At 48.6% G+C, this 18,275-nt stretch carries 10 protein-coding genes; 7 read left to right on the forward strand and 3 right to left on the reverse strand.

Going from position 1 to position 18,275, the window contains the following annotated elements:
- Positions 1–219 precede the first annotated feature (219 nt).
- Together AB1756_05310 and AB1756_05315 are read right to left on the reverse strand one after the other, a co-directional pair.
- Positions 220–2,946, reverse strand: coding sequence for a TonB-dependent receptor (locus AB1756_05310; GenBank protein ID MEW5806746.1), 2,727 nt, complete (start codon positions 2,944–2,946; stop codon positions 220–222).
- 127 nt (positions 2,947–3,073) lie between these two features.
- Positions 3,074–3,706: an outer membrane beta-barrel domain-containing protein gene (locus AB1756_05315; GenBank protein MEW5806747.1), complete on the reverse strand. Its 633-nt coding sequence runs from the start codon at positions 3,704–3,706 to the stop codon at positions 3,074–3,076.
- A gap of 406 nt (positions 3,707–4,112) precedes the next feature.
- On the opposite strand from AB1756_05315, the gene AB1756_05320 reads away from it, so the two are divergent.
- The 4 genes from AB1756_05320 (at position 4,113) to AB1756_05335 (ending at position 10,690) form a co-directional block, all read left to right on the forward strand.
- Entirely contained in the window at positions 4,113–5,330 is a 1,218-nt protein-coding gene (locus AB1756_05320; protein MEW5806748.1) for a tetratricopeptide repeat protein, read from the forward strand.
- Positions 5,331–5,352: 22 nt separating this feature from the next.
- The gene (locus AB1756_05325; GenBank protein MEW5806749.1) at positions 5,353–5,955 is read left to right on the forward strand and encodes a hypothetical protein; all 603 of its coding nucleotides are present in this window, start codon (positions 5,353–5,355) and stop codon (positions 5,953–5,955) included.
- Between the two features lie 143 nt (positions 5,956–6,098).
- Entirely contained in the window at positions 6,099–7,343 is a 1,245-nt protein-coding gene (locus tag AB1756_05330) for a tetratricopeptide repeat protein (protein ID MEW5806750.1), read from the forward strand.
- 110 nt (positions 7,344–7,453) lie between these two features.
- Complete coding sequence (locus AB1756_05335; GenBank protein MEW5806751.1) at positions 7,454–10,690, forward strand: TonB-dependent receptor; 3,237 nt, start codon at positions 7,454–7,456, stop codon at positions 10,688–10,690.
- An 87-nt stretch (positions 10,691–10,777) separates the two neighbouring features.
- On the opposite strand, the gene AB1756_05340 is transcribed toward AB1756_05335, so the two are convergent.
- Complete coding sequence (locus tag AB1756_05340; GenBank protein MEW5806752.1) at positions 10,778–13,006, reverse strand: VWA domain-containing protein; 2,229 nt, start codon at positions 13,004–13,006, stop codon at positions 10,778–10,780.
- 258 nt (positions 13,007–13,264) lie between these two features.
- Between AB1756_05340 and AB1756_05345 the strand changes: the two genes are divergently transcribed.
- The 3 genes from AB1756_05345 to nusA all read left to right on the forward strand — a co-directional run bounded on the left by AB1756_05345 (position 13,265) and on the right by nusA (position 18,270).
- On the forward strand, positions 13,265–16,192 hold the full coding sequence (locus AB1756_05345; protein ID MEW5806753.1) for an alkaline phosphatase family protein: 2,928 nt from the start codon (positions 13,265–13,267) through the stop codon (positions 16,190–16,192).
- Between the two features lie 189 nt (positions 16,193–16,381).
- Positions 16,382–16,867 (forward strand): ribosome maturation factor RimP, encoded by a 486-nt coding sequence (gene rimP, locus AB1756_05350; GenBank protein ID MEW5806754.1) that lies wholly within the window; start codon positions 16,382–16,384, stop codon positions 16,865–16,867.
- Positions 16,868–16,935: 68 nt separating this feature from the next.
- Entirely contained in the window at positions 16,936–18,270 is a 1,335-nt protein-coding gene (nusA, locus tag AB1756_05355; protein ID MEW5806755.1) for a transcription termination factor NusA, read from the forward strand.
- Positions 18,271–18,275: the final 5 nt, after the last annotated feature.

The following is an 18,275-nucleotide window of genomic DNA, read 5'->3' on the forward strand; positions in this document are numbered from 1 at the left end:
TGAAGCATTGCTGGTGATAATGATGAATTATTTTCTACAAATGATGATTTGATGGATGCTTATTATTTTTCTCGCTCACCGTTCATTTACCCTTCATTATATTACCATATCCCGCACATTCAAAGATGATCAAGCGTAAGGAGAAAATTGCATGTCGGGCAGAAATAAAAAAGGGGGCGTGAGAACGCCCCCGTTCGTGCTGTGAACTGATATCTGGAATTAGAACTTGAGCAGCATTCCAAGCCTGAGTTGTCTTGGAGTCTGATAAACGGTGTATCTGCCGAATGAAGAGTGGACAGAGCCCGTGTAGGTGATCTCCGTTGGATTTCCGCCGTAAGCATTGTACGAGGTCGCATTGTACCTTGAGTAAACAGATATCGGTTTCTGCTTGTCGAGAACATTGAGAATATCGAGGTAGAACTCAACTTCCGTCTTGGCGCCAAGTTTGAAAATCTTGGACAGCTCAAGATCGAGAGTGAAATTCCGCGGCAGCTCTCTGCTCCCTCTCGGCTCATTGTAATAGACCGACCCTCTCAAACCAGCAGGTCCTAAGTTTCTGACATAGATGACGGGCGTCCATGGAACACCTGACTGATACTGGAAGATACCCCCGACTCTGATATCCCAGGGGAGATACAGACTGCCAGCAAGTTTGAGCTGATGGGTCAGATCATAAGGCATTTTTCCATACCTGTTATGAACGGATAGAGAGGTATCACCATAGGAATCGAGCTGCGAATTGGAGATCCATCCTTCCGTCTTAGAATAGGTGTAGTTGGCTGCGATGTCCCAGTTCGAGGTTCCCTTGGTCTTCATATACGAGAGCATGATCGCCTTGTATTCCCTCATCTTTCCTGGAACATTGTCGATATGGTAGTTCCCATCATTGATGAGATTGTCTGCCACTCCATCGCCATCAACATCGAATTCCACGTTATCAAGATCTTCAATCCCTCTCTTCTGATAGGCCCAGATGAGATTGGTCCTCAGAACCTGGTTATCTGTTATCTTCCAGTCGTATCCTGCGGTGAACTCATCCGTGTAAGTCGGCTTCAGGTCGGGGCTGACGGTATGGTTGGCTCCTGTTGTATAATAATAAATCGGATACCAGTAGTCAGGATAGCCAACATAGTAATACCAGGTATGAGTTACGGGATCGACTACATTCAGATCCGCAGCCACATAATCGGATATCAGATCGTAATACCGCGAGGCTGATGCATGAATCTTATTGCCTTTGAGATCCCATGAAAATCCGATTCTTGGAGCAATCTGATCTGCAAAGCCGAAGTCCACGACCGTATCACCAAGATTGTTTTCCAGTTTTTGCTGATCGAATCTCAAGCCAAGGTTCAGCGTGATATTGGGCGCCAGCTCCCAATCATCCTGGATGTAGAAAGCATAATATTTTGGCTTGGTCACCAGTTGCCCAGGCTGATTGGTCAGCACGAGCGCCATATCGCCCAATTCGAAGTCTGGTGCATCGACATCCAGAGGTGCGGCACCATAGGTGAAGTAAGAAACGCCCGTACCGATCCCGTAATAGTTATCCAAGACTTTGTTTTCGAGCTGGACGGATTCAACTCCGAACTTGAAGTTGTGCGTGCCGAGATTGGTGTCCTCGATATAGTTAAGGGCGACTCTCAGATCGTCTCTGTTCCTATCGGACATATAGGTTTCGAAGTTTCCGCCATAGTAGTAGAGCCCGTTATGGACAAATGTGGGCATCGGGGAGCCATCGCTTCTGGTCGTTGTCTGAGGAACGAAATCTATGTTCCCTCTGTACCTGGAATAGAAGGCTTCCAGAGAGAATTTCTTGGAGAAAATGCTATGCCATCTCAGGTTCCAGAAGTAACCGCCCTGGATCTGAGTTTGATCTGCTTGAGGTGATACGTAAGAATAGTAGTATCTCGAGAAAGCGTTCGGGATGTCGATCGGATCTTCCTGGTAGGACCAATCGATTCTGTTCGTCTCATTGATCTGCCATGTCAGCTTTCCAAAGAGATACCTTCCGTTGTAATTGCTTTTGGACTCTGTGGCATTCCCCAGCCAGTCCAGTCTCTGGTAATCCTGGTACCTGTCCCTCTTCTCATAGCCCAGGTAGAACCAGAGGCGGTCTTTCCAGATGGGCCCGCCGAAAGTCAAAGCTGGCCTTGTTTCTGTGCTACGGACTCCAGCCGGCTTACCCGGATCTCCATTGGAGTTCCAATCTGTGTCCTGCATTTCAACTCTCAGCGTTCCCTCGAATTCGTTGGTTCCCGACTTCGTGATCAGGTTGGCAACGGCACCTGTTGCTCTTCCATATTCCGCTTTGAAAGCGCCGGTCTGGACTTCCCACTGGTCGATGAGGTCGAAGTTGATCATGGAACCCCATGTCTGCGTCCTGGGATCCGTTGTGTCGGTACCATCGATGAGGTAGAGGTTGTCATAAGCGGATTGCCCTTTAACATTCGGGTTATTCCCGGCAACTACACCTGGCAACAGGTTCATGACCTCCTGGAACGTCCTGGCATTTGGCAAGTTGTCCATGAAACTGTAATCAACATTCTCCGCGATCGTGGCATCCTTCACGTCAATGAGCGGTCTATCGCCATAGACAGTGACCTGCTCCTGGACACCCTTGGGAAGCACAACGGTTATGGTCGTGTTGCCACCCAGGCGGACTCCAACCTTCTGCTTTTCAATTACGAAGTAACCGGGTATCTGGACTTTGATATCGTAGTCATCGGGTGGAAGCAGAATGAAGCGTGCCACTCCATCAGCATCCGTGATGATTGCTCGCCCTGTTGGCAACTTGCTACTCGTAACCGATACGGTTGCACCCGGAAGCGCCGCATTGGCCTCATCCGTAACCGTGACCGTCAGTTTTCCTGTCGTCTCATCTGCCGGGACAAAGGCAAATGATAACAGGAAAATTGAAACTATTGTTATTAGAAATTTTTTCATTACTTTTTCCTCCCATTTATAATACTAAACAGGTTCATCCTATAGATTTTTCTTCTCCCTGCCCACCTCCTTTCATAAATCATTTGAAAACTACCTTTCTTTTTCATTTCTTTTTCATTGAACATGTTTACTTTACACCGAACTGGATGGTCACTCCAATGGAGGCCTGGAGGTTCCTCGTGTTTCCATCCCACTGATATAGAACGGCATCAGCACTATCCCATACCTTGTAGGTCAACCCTCTCAGATCGAACCGAAAAGCAATCCAGTCGTTGAAGAACTTCTTCACACCAACTCCATAATCGTACATGAAGCCCGAATCGTCATCGGATAATGCATCACTTTTCGTGCCATTTATCGAGAGGCTCCAATCACCCTCGACGTTTGCCATGCCGACTCCAACAGTGACATAGGGAACCCATTTCTCGATTTCTGTTTCAAAATTCCAGAGAAAGTTCACTCCATAGGTCGCTAGGGTGTAATCGATTTCCTCTTTGTACTTATCTCCCCCGACGCTATAGTTGACAGGATACATGTTGCTTTCTGCAAGATCGTAATGAGCTTCCAATCCGATGTTCTTTGTGATGTTCCAAGCAAATCTCAGCCCCCCGATCATATCCTCATTGGTGCTGAATTTGGAATCCCACTTCTCCCAGCCCCAGAAGGGACTCACATCAAAGCTCATTTCTTTCTGCTCGGCAAAGGCAAATGTTCCGGCCAGGAAAATTAAAAGCGGAATGAATAGAATGTTTTTTCTCATCTCATTCTTCTCCTAAAGAAATTTTCAAAAAGAGTTAATGAAGATCCAAGTTGCCTGCTTCCTTAGATTCTTTTCTCTTGCATCACCCCCTCGCAGATTAATGTTGATTTTTCCCAAATGCAAACACATAGGCTCTTTTGATGCTTGAGCAATATCCGTACCATGGCTTCTTATTAATATTGCTTTATATTTTCAATATGTTAGGCTGTGGAAATTTATCCTGATTCTGCGAAATATCCATTTTTATGGTTCTTATCCAATTTTTTGTTTATCTACAGCAGGGAATCAGTCATCCATAATTTCAGGATTCAAGACTCTTCGAGTTCTTCAGACAAATCTTTGTGCTCGCTGGCAACTCTTATGCTATTATTAGCAATATCATTCGATGATATGGAGGATGCATTCCATGCAAATAAAAAAATATGTCTCATCTTTTTTCTTGCCAGCTTTCTTCTCTTCTTTCTTGTTGCTCTTATTCTTCCCGCATTCTTTTTTCTCCGCCTCTCAGATAAACGGAGCCACCCGCGACTCGAAGGCTTATGCCCTGTCTGACGTCAATGTCGCTCTCGAGTCAATCGACGGTAAGATAGTTCTCGAAACAAAAACGGATCTCAGAGGCAAGTATCATTTCGAGAACGTGGAAGATGGCACCTACCACATCATCCCATCAAAGAGCGGTTTTATCTTTTCCTCCACCAACATGGTCTTGAAGAATTCGGCGGGGGATGAGATCTCTAAAATCAACAAACAGATCTCCCTGGAAGAGGACCTCCCCTCCTTTGAAATCAAAGAGGGATGTGAGGCCAGAGTTATCCTTGTCCTTTCCGAGAAAGAACCAGCGGTGATGAGCGAGATATCCAGGCAGCTCAGTAATTCTATCAACCTGATCAACAGCCAGAAGCTCAACGAGGCAATCTCCCTGCTTGAAAGAATCACGATCGTCGATCCTGAAAATGTGGATGCATTCTATTATCTCGGCTATTCCCATGTCGCGATGAAAGAGCCGGCTCAGGCGATGGATCCCCTCACGAGAGCCATCGAGCTGAAGCCGGATAAAGAAGGGGTCCACTACACCATGGGTCTCGCCTACAGCCAGATGAAGGAAAACGATAAGGCCCTGGAAGAATTCAAAAAAGAGGCTGGCATCTCGAAAGATCAGGGCACGCTCGAGAGATGCTACATAAACATGGGCATCATCAACAGGGATAGAGGAAATGCCAAAGAGGCAATAGAAGCTTTCGAAAACGTCTTAAAGATCAACAAGCAGAATCTTACGGTCTACAGCGAACTCGCGGATCTCTACCTGAAGGCAAACGATCCAGACAGATCTCTTGAGTTCATTGAAAGATCGGCAAAAGTCGGAACTAAGGATGTCAACATGATCATCAAAGTAGCCTCTTACTATGCAAACAAAGGGGAATGGGAAAAGTCGGAGAAGTTATTCCTGGAAGCCATCTCCATGGACCCGGAGATCGTCAATCTTTACGAAAAAGTCGGGCACGTTCAGGAAAAGCTCGGCAAAAAACAGGAAGCTGCCGCAAACTTCAGCAAGTATCTTGAATTGAATCCAGATGCACCCAACGCCGCGGCCATCCGGAAGAGGCTCGGTGAGCTACTAAAATGACTTTACGTGAGGTTCAAGGATCATGAAAAAAAGATCGATAAGGATCGCAGTGTTGTTTCTAATGATTCTTTCACTTGTCGCTTTTGTTTTTGCGGCCAGGAAGGAGAAATTAAGCCCCAAGTACAGCCGCTTCACTTTCAAAGAGCAGACGGAAACCACCATCCTGCTGATCAATATTGAGCTGGCAAGGTTTCATGCCGGAGATGATTATTTTCCCATCCTGTTTGCGCTGGGGAATTCCGGCGACGCAGGCTTGCCGGTTAATGCCGAAAATTTCACGCTTATCGATGAAAGAGGAAAGAACCATCCAGTCGTCCCCCTGTCCGAGATCAAAGAGAAGTACAGGCAGCTTGAGAGCGATAAGGCACGGCTGGATGGAATATTTTTCCCTGAAGGCATGGTCTTTGACCTTTATTACCGTGCTTACCTGAACCTATATCCTGCCACGACCGAAGGTGTTTCCATAGATAAAATCACACTTAGAAAATTCGAATGGGTCAAAGACCTGCTCTACTTCAAGAGACCCGAAAAGTTTCTGGGCAGAATATTGACTCTTCGTTATCAATCAAAAAGTCTTGAAAAACCGATAGAAGTCCGCTTTATGATTGAGCGCAGTATCGATTGATCAATCCACTTTTTTGAATGCCAAACCAATATTATGAATTAATGGAAAGTCCCAAAGGAGAAGAGCGTGTAACCATTTGATTTTACAAAGTATTTTTATGAAAAAATATGGTATTGAAATTGCTAGCCTCTCAAGGAGGCATTGTGTTTAAATTATTTCTTAAAAAAACAAGCATGGATTCCCTTTCGATCTGTTTTATCTTTCTTCTGGCAATGTCTCTCGTGACTATCTCTTTCCCGGCAACAGCGGCCGATGCAAAGATCCAGGGAAAAGTGGTTGATGAGAACGGAAACGGTCTGGCAGGAGTGGAAATCACTTTGCAGCCCGAGCAACACAATCTGCCAACCTTAAAAGTAAAGTCGAAAAAGAACGGCACCTATTTCTTCGGGATGGTAAAGCCGGATAATTATGGCTTCACGGCAGAAAAAGAAGAGTACGTCCTCTCGGAAGCAGAGATCGTCATCATGGATGACGAGAAGAAGGTCAAGGAAAAAGCCAAAGGAATGATCTCTCCTGAAAAAACTCCTCCTCCTCCGATCGGGGTCGAGTCCGACGTCCTCATCACACTCAACCTGACCATGCGGCCAAGGGCAGAAGTCATCCAGGAACTGGCGAATACGAAGATCTCGCAGGCCCGCAGCCTTCTGAATGAGGGACGATTCGAAGAGGTCCTGAACATCACGAAAGAGATTCTCTCGACCGATCCTGACAACTCTACCGCTCATTATCTTCAGGGTAGCGCTTACCTCTATCTCAAAGACAACGAAAAAGCCACGACCTGTCTCAAGAGGTCGCTGGCGCTTAATCCCGATCAGGAAGGTGCTCACTTCAGCCTGGGACAGATCTATTACAACAGCGGGAAGATGAACGAAAGCATCGAGGAATTCAACAAGGAGCTCCAGATTTCCACCGATAATCCTGCCGTCAAAGCGCCCACTTATCTCAATCTCGGGATCATCTACAGAGATCTCAAAGACCTGGAAAAAGCAGCAGGAGCGTTCGAAAAGGCTATCGAAATCAATCCCAAGGAGATAAGCGCTTATAGCGAGCTGGCCACCATCTATACCTTGCTCAACAAGCCGGAGAAAGCCGAAGAGGTCGTTAGCAAGATCCAAGAGATCGGAAGCCAAAACCCTGACATTTATTTCAACCTCGGCGTAAGCTACTACAACAGAAAGAATTATCCAAAAGCTGCGGAGGAATTTCAGAAGGTCATCGATATCAAGCCAGATTATGCTCTTGCCTATAAGCTTCTGGCTTCTTCAATGCTCAATATGGGTGAGAACGAAAAGGCAATCCTTCATCTCAAAAAATATCTCGAACTTGCCTTGGATGCACCCGACAGGGATGACATAGAGCAGATCATTAAAAATCTGGAATCAAACTAGAACGGCTATTGATTGGCTTTTAGATAGCTCCTGGAAAGAAAGGGGGTGATATTTAGAGAAACGGAAGGCTCTTTAGGGAAGTATTAATCTTTTAAAAGAGGAGGTTTTAGATGCAAAACAGATTACTGATCTTATTCTCACTGGCACTGCTTGCCATGGGAATGGCATCTGTAACCCTGGCACAGGAAACGACGACTGGAATCCTTGAAGGAAAGGTTACGGATGAAAAGGGGAATCCCATAGCCAACGCCGTTATCACGGTTGCCGGGCCCCGCGGAGTCCTTACGACGACTACCGATGCAAAGGGGTATTACATCATTCCCTTCGTCAAAGGTGGGAAGTATGATGTAAAGGCCGAGGCTTCCGGATATGCCACGATGGTTCAGAGCGACATCCTGGTTTCGATTAACACGAGAACACAGGTGCCTTTCGCTCTTCCTGCTGGTAAGGTGGAGACCATCACGGTAACCGCTCAGGCTCCCATGGTTGACCTCAAACAGACATCGACAGGTGCCACGATCAACCTGGCTGAGTTCGTGGATTATGTCCCTGTTCCTCGAAGTTATATGGGACTCTTCACGCTCTCTCCAGGCGTTGTGAGCGGCGGTGGTACAGGTGCTGGCAACTATTCCATCTCCGGATCATCCGGTCTCGAGAACAGCTACCTGATTGATGGCGTCAATGTCACCCATACCGGCTACGGTGGGATAGGCGCCTACAACATCGTATATGGTTCACTCGGAACGGGAGTCACATCCGAGTTCCTGGAGCAGGTCCAGGTAAAAACGGGCGGTTTCGAGGCCGAGTATGGACAGGCAACCGGTGGTGTCATCAACACGATCGTCAAGACGGGTGGCAATGAGTTCCACGGGAATATCGGATATTACGCTACTCCGAGCGGCCTTGAAGGGTCCAGAGAGTGGGTGAGGACTGCCTCCGGATCCGTGAACCTCAGAGAACGCGATAACAGCGACCTGGGCTTCTCGGCAGGCGGCCGCTTCATTCAAGACAAGCTCTTCTGGTTTGCCGCCATCAACCCCATCGTGACGACAGATTCCTTCATCGCTCCTGACACCGTATGGCCAGAAGATGTATCTGGTCGTCCATATGCCGCAGGAACCCATGTCTATCCGATGTGGGATAAGGGGCTTCAGGAAAGAGAGAGATGGAACTACAACTATGCCGGGAAGCTGACATGGTATGTGGTTCCAAACCACAGGCTGGAGTTCACGGCGTTCGGCGATCCGTCAAAGGGAAAAGAAGGACCTCAGCGTTCACTTTCGTTGCTCTATTCAGACTACGCTACAATCGGCGGCGGCCAGAGCGAGACGAAATATGGCGGAAACAATTTCTCTATCAAATATGACGCCATATTCTATTCCAACTTCTTCATGGAATTCATGATAGCGGATCGCAGCGCTAAATTTGAGGAAACGGATACGACTGGTCTGTGGAGATACAGAGACCAGAGAGGGTTCTTCGACTGGTTCTTTGGTTCCACCTCGGTTCCAATAAGGACTTATGAAGGCGGAGTCGGGTTCATCTCCAACGATACGGACGAAAGCACACAGTACGCCCTCAAGTTCACGAATATTCTGGGTATCGCCGAGCTGAAATACGGAGTAACTTACGATGACATCAGCTACACCGATCAGCCTGACTACTCCGGTCCGAATCTCAACCTTCCGCTCCCGATGGATGTTGACGGGGATGGGTCTTACACCGATGATTTGACGGATATGATCGTTCAATCGACAACGGGCGCCTACGTGGATATCAGGGGGAGCTGGGCATCGCCTTATTACAGGATCACCCGATGCCGTCTGCACCCGGAACCACCGGCCACAACGACAAAAGAGTGGAACGCATTCGTTCAGAGCACCTTAGCGCTTGGCGCCCACTTCAACCTCAAACTCGGTTTGAGAGCGACCCAGCAGGAGATCACCGGTGCCGGTACCTACACCCTTCCATTTTCACAGGATCCGGTCGTCCACACTCTCCGCCCGATACCAAAGACTTATGAGCCATCGAGCTATAAGTTCGATTGGGCATTTGCGCCAAGAGCAGGATTCACCTGGGACCTCTTTGCCAATGGCAAGGATAAGATTTACGCGAATATGGCCAGATACTATGAAAGGATCCCGAATGACCTGGCTGTCCGCTCTCTGAGCAATGAAGTCGGCATCAGCAGAATGGAGTTCACTGATAAGGCATTGACAACCAGAAGGAGTAGAACGATCTACTTCCAGGGATTAGAAAAGACCAGGATCGAGGATGGGACGAAGCTCCCGTATGTCGATGAAGTCCTCGTCGGCTATGCCAAGCAGCTTACTCCAGATCTGGCCGTGGAAGCGAGAGCCATATTCAGGAAGCAGGGCCGCGTCCTCGAGGATGTCCAGTACACGCCACTGGAATCGATCCAGAACTGGTACTATGGATATTCTTATGGATATCCATACGACCCATTTGGAGGTTCTCTCTCAAGCCCTGAAAGCACAACGTTCCCTGCCGCTCCATTCGGAGAGTATGTTCTCGCCAATCCAGGGAAAAACACTCCAGCAGCAGCAGTCTTCGATCCTGAGAGGGAGTATAAAGCTCTCGAGCTCATCCTCAACAAGAGGTTCTCCGATAACTGGATGCTCTATGCCTTTTACCGGTATGCCAAACTGATCGGTAACTATGAGGGGCTGTTCAGGAACGACAATGGCCAGAGCGACCCCAACATCACATCGCTCTTCGACTTCCCCAACTCTTACATGATGAGGGGTCAGTTCAATCCTGGATACCTCAACACCGACAGGCCGCACACCTTGAACATCTACACTTCTTATAAGCTTCCGATCGGCCTGTCCATAGGTGTCAATTTCAACTGGCAATCCGGTACGCCAAGAACTCCGTTCCTCGCGCATCCGAACTATCAGAACTCCGGGGAGATCCCCGGTGCCGATCCGATCTACAATTACTGGGTATTGATAGACGCCGACGCAGATGGCACTGTTGATGATTTGAGACTAAGAGAAACCGATAATCTCTACGACTACTTCAATGATCCTGATGCTTACTCCTCCTGGGTCTTCCTGAAGGATTACAAGGAAGTGTCGAGAGGTTATCTCGGAAGGACGCCAGATACTGCCACGTTCGGTCTCCATCTCGCCTACCCGTTCAAGATCGGAAAGACTGACCTGAATGTCATGCTCGACGTCTTCAACCTCTTCAATTCACAGGCCGTAACAGGCTTCAACGATAACGTGGAATATCAGGCCGGTCTGACCGACCCGGATTATCTGGTACCTATAGAATATCAGTCACCAAGGACGGTAAGGCTCAGTGCAAGGTGGTCCTGGTAGTTGCGGATTAGAGGCTATTAAAAAGGGGCACTCAGGTGCCCCTTTTTTTGTCCCTTTGAACTTCTTCTTACAGGATGAATCTCTTTTTTACAGGAGCTGAATTTTTTCTTCATGGGTGATAGTGCTGCCGGATCTCCTGTCCTTTACGGTGATCCGCAACCGGTAGAAACCGGGGTTATATTCCTGTCCTGGAATCTTTAACTCGATGAGAGCATCTAAGTTCGTCCCTTCCTTCTCTGGTCCGAAATAGAGAAGTGTCGCCTGAATATCCGCATATGGCTTCAGCCCTGCTGGCGGCTGGCTCCCCTCCTGCTCAAGAAGTTTAAAATCCAGATCAAGATCGGGTTTTCCGTTCCCTTCCAGGCGCTGGGCATTCATGATCTTGTAGAAGAGATAGATGCTTTCTCCCTTCCGGAAGTTTCGGATCGCTACAGGGACAATCCTGAACCCATTCCTCAATTCGAAGGGGTGGCTGACAGCCTTTTGACCCGCTTCAGATACTCTTCTTGTCTCTTTGGCTTCTTGTGTTATTCTCGTCTCGCCAGCCTCTTCTTTCATCTTTTCTGTTTCGGTTGCCTCCTTTGTTTCTCTCGCTTCTTCCGGTCTCTTCACGGCTGCCACTTCATCCGCGTAGGAATCAAAGAGGAGAGGGGACGACTGCGCCAAGGCGAAAGAAAAGGAGCCCAGATCGAGATCCCCACTCTTAAAACTATGAACTTCAAGCGCCTTGGACCAGAGCATGTACTTCCCCATCCCGTTCAACCTCAGAAAAACCTGAAAATCATAGATGGCTGGAACGAGATCCATATATTCCAAGATGCGAAAACCTCCGGATAGAGATGAAGCTCCTTCAGGCTTGAGAATCGCCTTGATATCCTTCTCGATAGAGCCTATCGTCACTTCCCCCGAGCTGGCTAATATCCTAAGGGTCATGTCCACGATTCCGTTTCCCTGTTCGTTGATGAATGGTTCGATCCGGTCAAGGATCTGGATGGCAAAAGTGACTCTGGTCTTCCCCTCTTCTGCAGGAGAGAATATCGTCGAAATCGCACAGGGGATGACTGTATCTTCCGATCTTTTTATATCCATCTGGAGCTTCCTGACATCCTGCAGAGTGGATTCGGGAGCAATCTTCTTCTTATTATCATGCTCCCCTTTCGTCGCGAATCTTCCCCTTCTCGAAATGATTGTCGTGTTTTCCATTGAGACTTTGATCTTTATCCTTCTGTACCTCTCCTTCTCAACCTTTTCCGCTGGATAATATCCAATCAGATAGTAATGATTCGTATCGTCATCGAGGCTGGCGAGTCCCTCCTTGTAATCGGGGTTGATCATGAAGGCTCCCCCCGTCTCATTTCCGAAGACGGCAAGGATCTGCTTCCGCACCTGCGTGGAATCTCTGAAGAAGGAGCCTCCGAGCCCGATCTCCTCTAAGAAATTTTCGCCAAGCCCAAGCTTGCCGAGGGCAATCCTGTAATCCACGCTCTGCGTGGCATCGGCAAAGCTCAGCGTCTCTCCAACGTCAAATGTGTATATGGAGACATTGTTCTTAGCCATATTGGCAATGAGATCGCGGAAAGCAGGGGTGAAGCCTCCAAAATCGTCGTTAATATCACCAGGAACCGTCATCGGAAAGCCACCTGAGAATAAAACGATCATCCTCTTTCCCGGGAACTCGGCCAGAGTGAAGGAGAGGCTGCCGAGATTTTGATAGAAATTCTGCCTCTCCTGGCGAAAGATCTGATTTTTCAAAGCAGCAGCCTGAGCGATCCTCCACTGGGAATCCTCCTTCGAGGGGATCCTGAAGTTTGCTGCCTCTTCGAGCAGTTGCTCTCCAATATTTTTCCCCGGGAAGAAGCGCACCTTTTCCAGCGAATCAATCACTTCCCTCCAGTCAGATGTGAACTCGCAGGTCATCATCAGCTCTGGAGTCAGTTCATAGATCGCTGCAATATCGCCGGGATTGAACCTGGTTTCCATGAAATCCCTGACCGCCTTCTTCGCCTGGCTCACAAAGAGGGCGGAAGGGCTGTTGTAAACATCGAATAGGAATAGGAAGACGCGCCCCTTGTGCTCCAGTGGAGAGCTTATTTCAGCGGAATCCCGCTGCACGTCTTCTTTCAAAGCACCGGGAGCTTTGCTCTCCACGGCTTCTTCAAAGGCCTCTTTCCTCGTCAGGTCCACCTCTTCAAAAACAGCGATCTTCTGTTCCTTTCCTTCTTCAAAAACCTGGAAATCTTCTTTTTTCAAGCCGCGGACATGGTTTCGCTTCTTGTCATGAACTATCGCCTCGAGGAGGACAAGACTGACATCCACTTTCTCCGTCAGGTCTGTCTTAATCGGCCTGTCCTTCTGAGATTCGGAAGTTTTCTTTTGATCACTCGCCGCTGAAAAGGCAAAGAATAAAAGTAGAAAAAGAGTAATCAGCAATATAGTAACAGGAGCATCTCGTCCTTTGCGGGCATGCATTTTCATTTTTTTCGATTATAACATGCCACATATACCCGGACAAATCTTGATCATTTTTCTGGCTATTGTTAAATGAAAAATTAAATGATTTAATAATAGGCAAGTATGAAAAAGATCATTATCACCCTGATCATCATCATATGTGCACTTATCCTGATTTCTTCATACCTCTCTTTTGTCAGGATTCCCGCCGATCATATCGGAATAACCTCGGGGAGCATCTATGGAGAGGGAATTCATTGCAAGCTCCCCTATGCGAGAATCCTGATCATCCCAGCATCATCAAGTCTGGAGCTCGACGGTATCGAGATAAGCTCACGGGAAAGACTGAAGGGTGTCCTGAAAGTCAGGATGAATTATCTGATCGACCCTTCGAACATCCCAGCTCCATCAAGAAAGGTTATCGTCAAGAATGGACGGGCAGGTTTTCTCACGAACCTGCTGGCGGAAGGATCGAGGGAGATCTTTCCACTATTCCCTGCCGCAGATATCTCCCCCAGGGCCAGGATTTCAGAAGTCATTACTCAAAAAATCATGGAGATATTCTCAAAGCATGGGATTACCATCTCGGATCTGAACTGGAGCGTGACATTCACCGATCCCGCATTCTCAGCCAGGATGAGGGATGAGGTCGAAAGCAAGATCAATCCCACCGATGTTAAACTACTCATCATCGGTCTTGATGCGGCTGACTGGCAGATCATCGACCCGCTCATGAAGAGTGGGAAGCTCCCGAACCTTCAGAGGCTCGTTAAAAATGGTGTCAGGGCGACCATGCGCTCCATCGACCCCATGATGTCTCCTCTCCTCTGGACGACCATAGCCACCGGCCAGACGCCGGACGTCCATGGCATCGCCGATTTTCTTGCCTATGACCCCTCGAGCCAGAGGAAGATTCCCATAACGAGCAACTTCAGGAAAGCAAGAGCTCTCTGGAACATCCTCTCCGACTTTAACAGGAGGTCGGCCTTCATCGCCTGGTGGGCCACCTTCCCCGCCGAAGACATCAACGGGATCATGGTCACCGAGCTTCTGACCCACTCCTTCTTTCAGTCTGCCGGAGAGACTAAGGAGAAACCTTACGGGATCACCGATCCGCCCGAATATTACGATGAGATAAAAGGAGAGCTTCACAATCTTGAAGATATAACCTACCACGAAGTGAGAAGATTCATCGATATCACGCAGGAGGAGTTCAGGGAGGGACAAAGTGAGGCACGCAAACCCCCTCAGAAGGATGAGGACGGGGGAACACTCCCTGTCCAGCACCCGGTCGCCTTCATGATCAAAGCCCTCGCAGCCACGAAGAACTATCATCGGGTTGCCCTGGATATCCTCGACAGAGGCGATTTCGACCTCGTTTCCGTTTACTATGAAGCCATCGACATGGTTGGACACAGATTCCAGCATTGCCTGCCGCCGCAGATGAAGATCTGTTCCGATGAGGATTTCAGAAAATACAGCCGCGCCGTCACGGAATTCTACATCTATCAGGACAAGCTCATAGGAGAGCTTCTCAGGAAGATTGACAGGGATACAGTAGTAATGGTCATCTCCGACCACGGGTTCCGTTACGGTTCAGACAGACCAGAGGATATCCTTCCTTACACGACGAACCAGCCTGTAGAATGGCACAATGAATATGGAATATTCATTCTTAGCGGACCTTACGTCGCAAGAGGCGATATCGGCAGGGTGTCGCTCCTCGAAATCTTCCCGACCGTTCTTGCCATCATGGGCTTTCCTCAACCGGAGGACATAAGAGGCAGGATCATCGAAAAAGCATTCACGCCGGAGTTCTTCCAGAAATTTCCGACACGATGGATAGCTTCCTATGAAGCCTTTGGCGAGCGGCCCGGGATGGAACAACCGCAGATACCGCTTGAAGCGCAGGAAGAGATGCTTGCAAACCTGAGAGCCCTCGGCTACATCGGCGCCGAAGATACTAAACCTTCCAAACGTCCCTCTGCAACAAACGATTCGGATAGAAAAGCCCGGGACCTATCTGATAGAGCAGCCGATAGCGGTGAATCTAAGGCGGCTCTCGAGACTAATGCCACATATCATCGAAATCTTGCCACTTTCCATCTGAAGCAGGGAGATCTCAAAAAGGCGGAAGAGCAGCTCCTCCTCGCTCAGAAGAAGAAGAGGCTTCCAAAGACCTACGAGATGCTCGCCGAGATCTATGCCCAGCAGAGCAGAATCGAAGATGCCATCAAAATGCTCGAAGAGGCGCTCAACCATTACCCGGACCTCGGTGATGACGACATCCTCTGGATAGTGGAGCTTTACCTCACGAGGGGAGATATTCAGAGCGCATACTCAGCTTATGAAAAATGGAAATCAAGAATAAAGAAGGGAGCCGTCAGGAATGCATGTCTGGGAAGGCTTGCCGAATTCCAGAAAAATAAAAGCGATGCGGAACGCTACTATCAACTATCCCTCGAAGAAGACCCCGCTCTTGTTAGCACTGCCCTTAAGCTCTTCTATCTTCTGGAATCACAGGGAAGAGGAGACGAGATCGAGCCGATCATCAGAAAGGCTCTCGGGAAGATCGATCGCATCGATGAGTATCACAACATTCTCGGCGTTCTGAACAAGAGGAAAGGAAACATCGATGAAGCTATCAAAGAGTTCCGGAAGGCGCTCGAGATCTACCCCGATAGCGAGAAATTCCTGTTCAACCTCGGAACGGCATGCATGGCAATCGGCGACTGGAATGATGCAAAGCTTTCCCTTGAGAGAGCAGCCTCCCTCGGTTCCCGTAACCCTTCCCTCTGGATCAATCTTGGAAGCACTTATCTGCAGAGCGGTGAAACGACCGAAGCGCTTGAGGCTTTCCAGAATGCGAAGAAGTATGGTGCTACCGGCTCCAGCGCCCACTATGGTATAGCCTTAGCCTATGCTCGCCTTGAAAAGAACGATCAGGCTATCGCAGCAGCCCATGAAGGGCTCAGCATCAACCCCTCCGACGAAAACCTCAAAAGTCTTTACTCCAGTCTGATCAGACACAACAACTCCTCTTCAAAATAGAGCCGCCATACGCATATTCTGTTGAATTGTATTGATAAACCAATCGCTTTGTGCTATAAAGAAGGGCGTTGAACCGCTTGAAGTGGGCTTGACAATGCCCACTTTTTCATTTTACAGCACAAAAAGCGAAAGCTGAAAGCGAAAGCAGAGGAAAGCGGCTGCAAAAGAGTTCATCTATCCAGGCAGGTTATGATAGATAAGTTTTTAGAAGAGATCAGAAAGAAGGCGAGGGAACTCGCCAGGAAAGTCGTCGAGGCCGAGGGGCTCGAGCTCTTCCATCTGGAACTAAAACAGGAAGGGCACCGGGGTATCCTGAAGGTCTTCATCGACAAGGAGGAAGGGGTCAACATCAACGATTGCGAGAGGGTCAGCCACCAGTTGAGCACGGAACTCGACGTGGAGAACTTCATCCCATTCAGCTACACTCTCGAGGTTTCATCTCCGGGTCTCGATCGTCCTCTCTTTTCCGAGAAAGACTATGCTAGATATGCCGGAAAGGCCGCGAGGATCAGGACGCACGATGCGATTGACGGGCAGCGCAATTTCAAGGGACGACTGAAAGGCTTTTCCGATGGAATCGTCACACTCGAAGTGGATGTTAGAAAGGGGGAAACCAGGGATGTGCAGATTCCCCTCTCCTCAATCGCAAGTGCCCGATTGGAAATAGAAATCTGAACGCAATGCTCTTTTAAAAATTTTTAATTATGTTAACATCATCTACGAGTAAGAAGGAACGATGAAAAATGGCTAACGAAATTCTACAGGCAATCGAACATCTCAGCCGTGACAAGGGGATTGAGGTAAATGTCATCATCAGCGCGGTTGAAGACGCAATCGTTGCAGCAGCTAAAAAATTCTTTAGATCCGAGGAGCCGATGAGTTCCAGGTTCGATCGGGAGTCAGGGATCCTGGAAGTCTTTGCAGTGAAGACAGTGGTGGAGAAGGTCGAAAATCCGCTGGCAGAGATCACTCTCGAAGAAGCGAAGAAGATCAGTCCTGATGCAGAAATAGGCTCCATGCTCGAATTCCCGAAGTCAATTTCCAGCTTTGGACGGATCGCCGCTCAGGCAGCCAAACAGGTCATCTTTCAGAAAGTGAAGGAAGCTGAGCGGGAGAACATCTATCAGGAATACAGCAAACGGATCGGCGAGATCATCAACGGGACCGTTAAGAGGTTCGAGCATGGCGACATCATCATCGATATAGGAAAGACGGAGGCGCTCCTCCCCAAGAGCCACCAGTCAAAGGCGGAACATTACAATCAGGGAGACAGGATCAGAGCGGTCATCATCGACGTCGACAGAATGGGAAAGACCAGTGCTCAGGTCATCGTCTCGAGAACGGATGAGTTGCTCATCAGAAAACTATTCGAGATGGAAGTTCCGGAGATATATGACGGAACGGTCCAGATCAAGAGTGTTTCAAGAGAGCCGGGTGAACGGACTAAGATCGCCGTCAAATCCAAGGATAAGGACATCGATCCCATAGGTGCATGCGTCGGGATGAAGGGAACGAGGGTCCAGTCCATCATCAGGGAGCTTCGCGGGGAGAAGATTGACATCATCCATTGGAACGACGATCCGGTCGTTCTCGTGACCAATGCCCTGAGCCCGGCCAGCATCAATAAAGTCACGATGAAAAATCCGTCTGAGAAGGTGATGGAAGTGATCGTCAGCGATGACCAGCTCTCCCTGACTATCGGAAAGAAAGGACAGAACGTGAGATTGGCCTCTGCCCTCGTTGGGTGGAAGCTCGACATTAAGAGCGAATCCGAGAAGAAGGCGGAGATCGAAGTCGAAATGGATCGCATCGCCAGAGCCACAAAGGAGATCAAGAGCATCAAGGGGATCGGTTCCAAGATCACATCCTCCCTTCTGGAGCACGGTTTCCGGAATCTTGAGGAACTGAGAGATGCTTCCATGGCAAGACTTACGGCCATCCCGGGTATAGGCGAAAAAACTGCGCTAAGAATCCATGATGCGGTGGCTGTCGCCATCAAAGAAAGAGAACTGAAAGCAAAGGAAGAGGAAGAAGAGGCTGCCGATGAGCAAAGCGTGGCCTCTGAAGAGGAGGAATAATTCAT

It is taken from the genome of Acidobacteriota bacterium, assembly GCA_040752675.1.
GTDB lineage: Bacteria > Acidobacteriota > Polarisedimenticolia > JBFMGF01 > JBFMGF01 > JBFMGF01.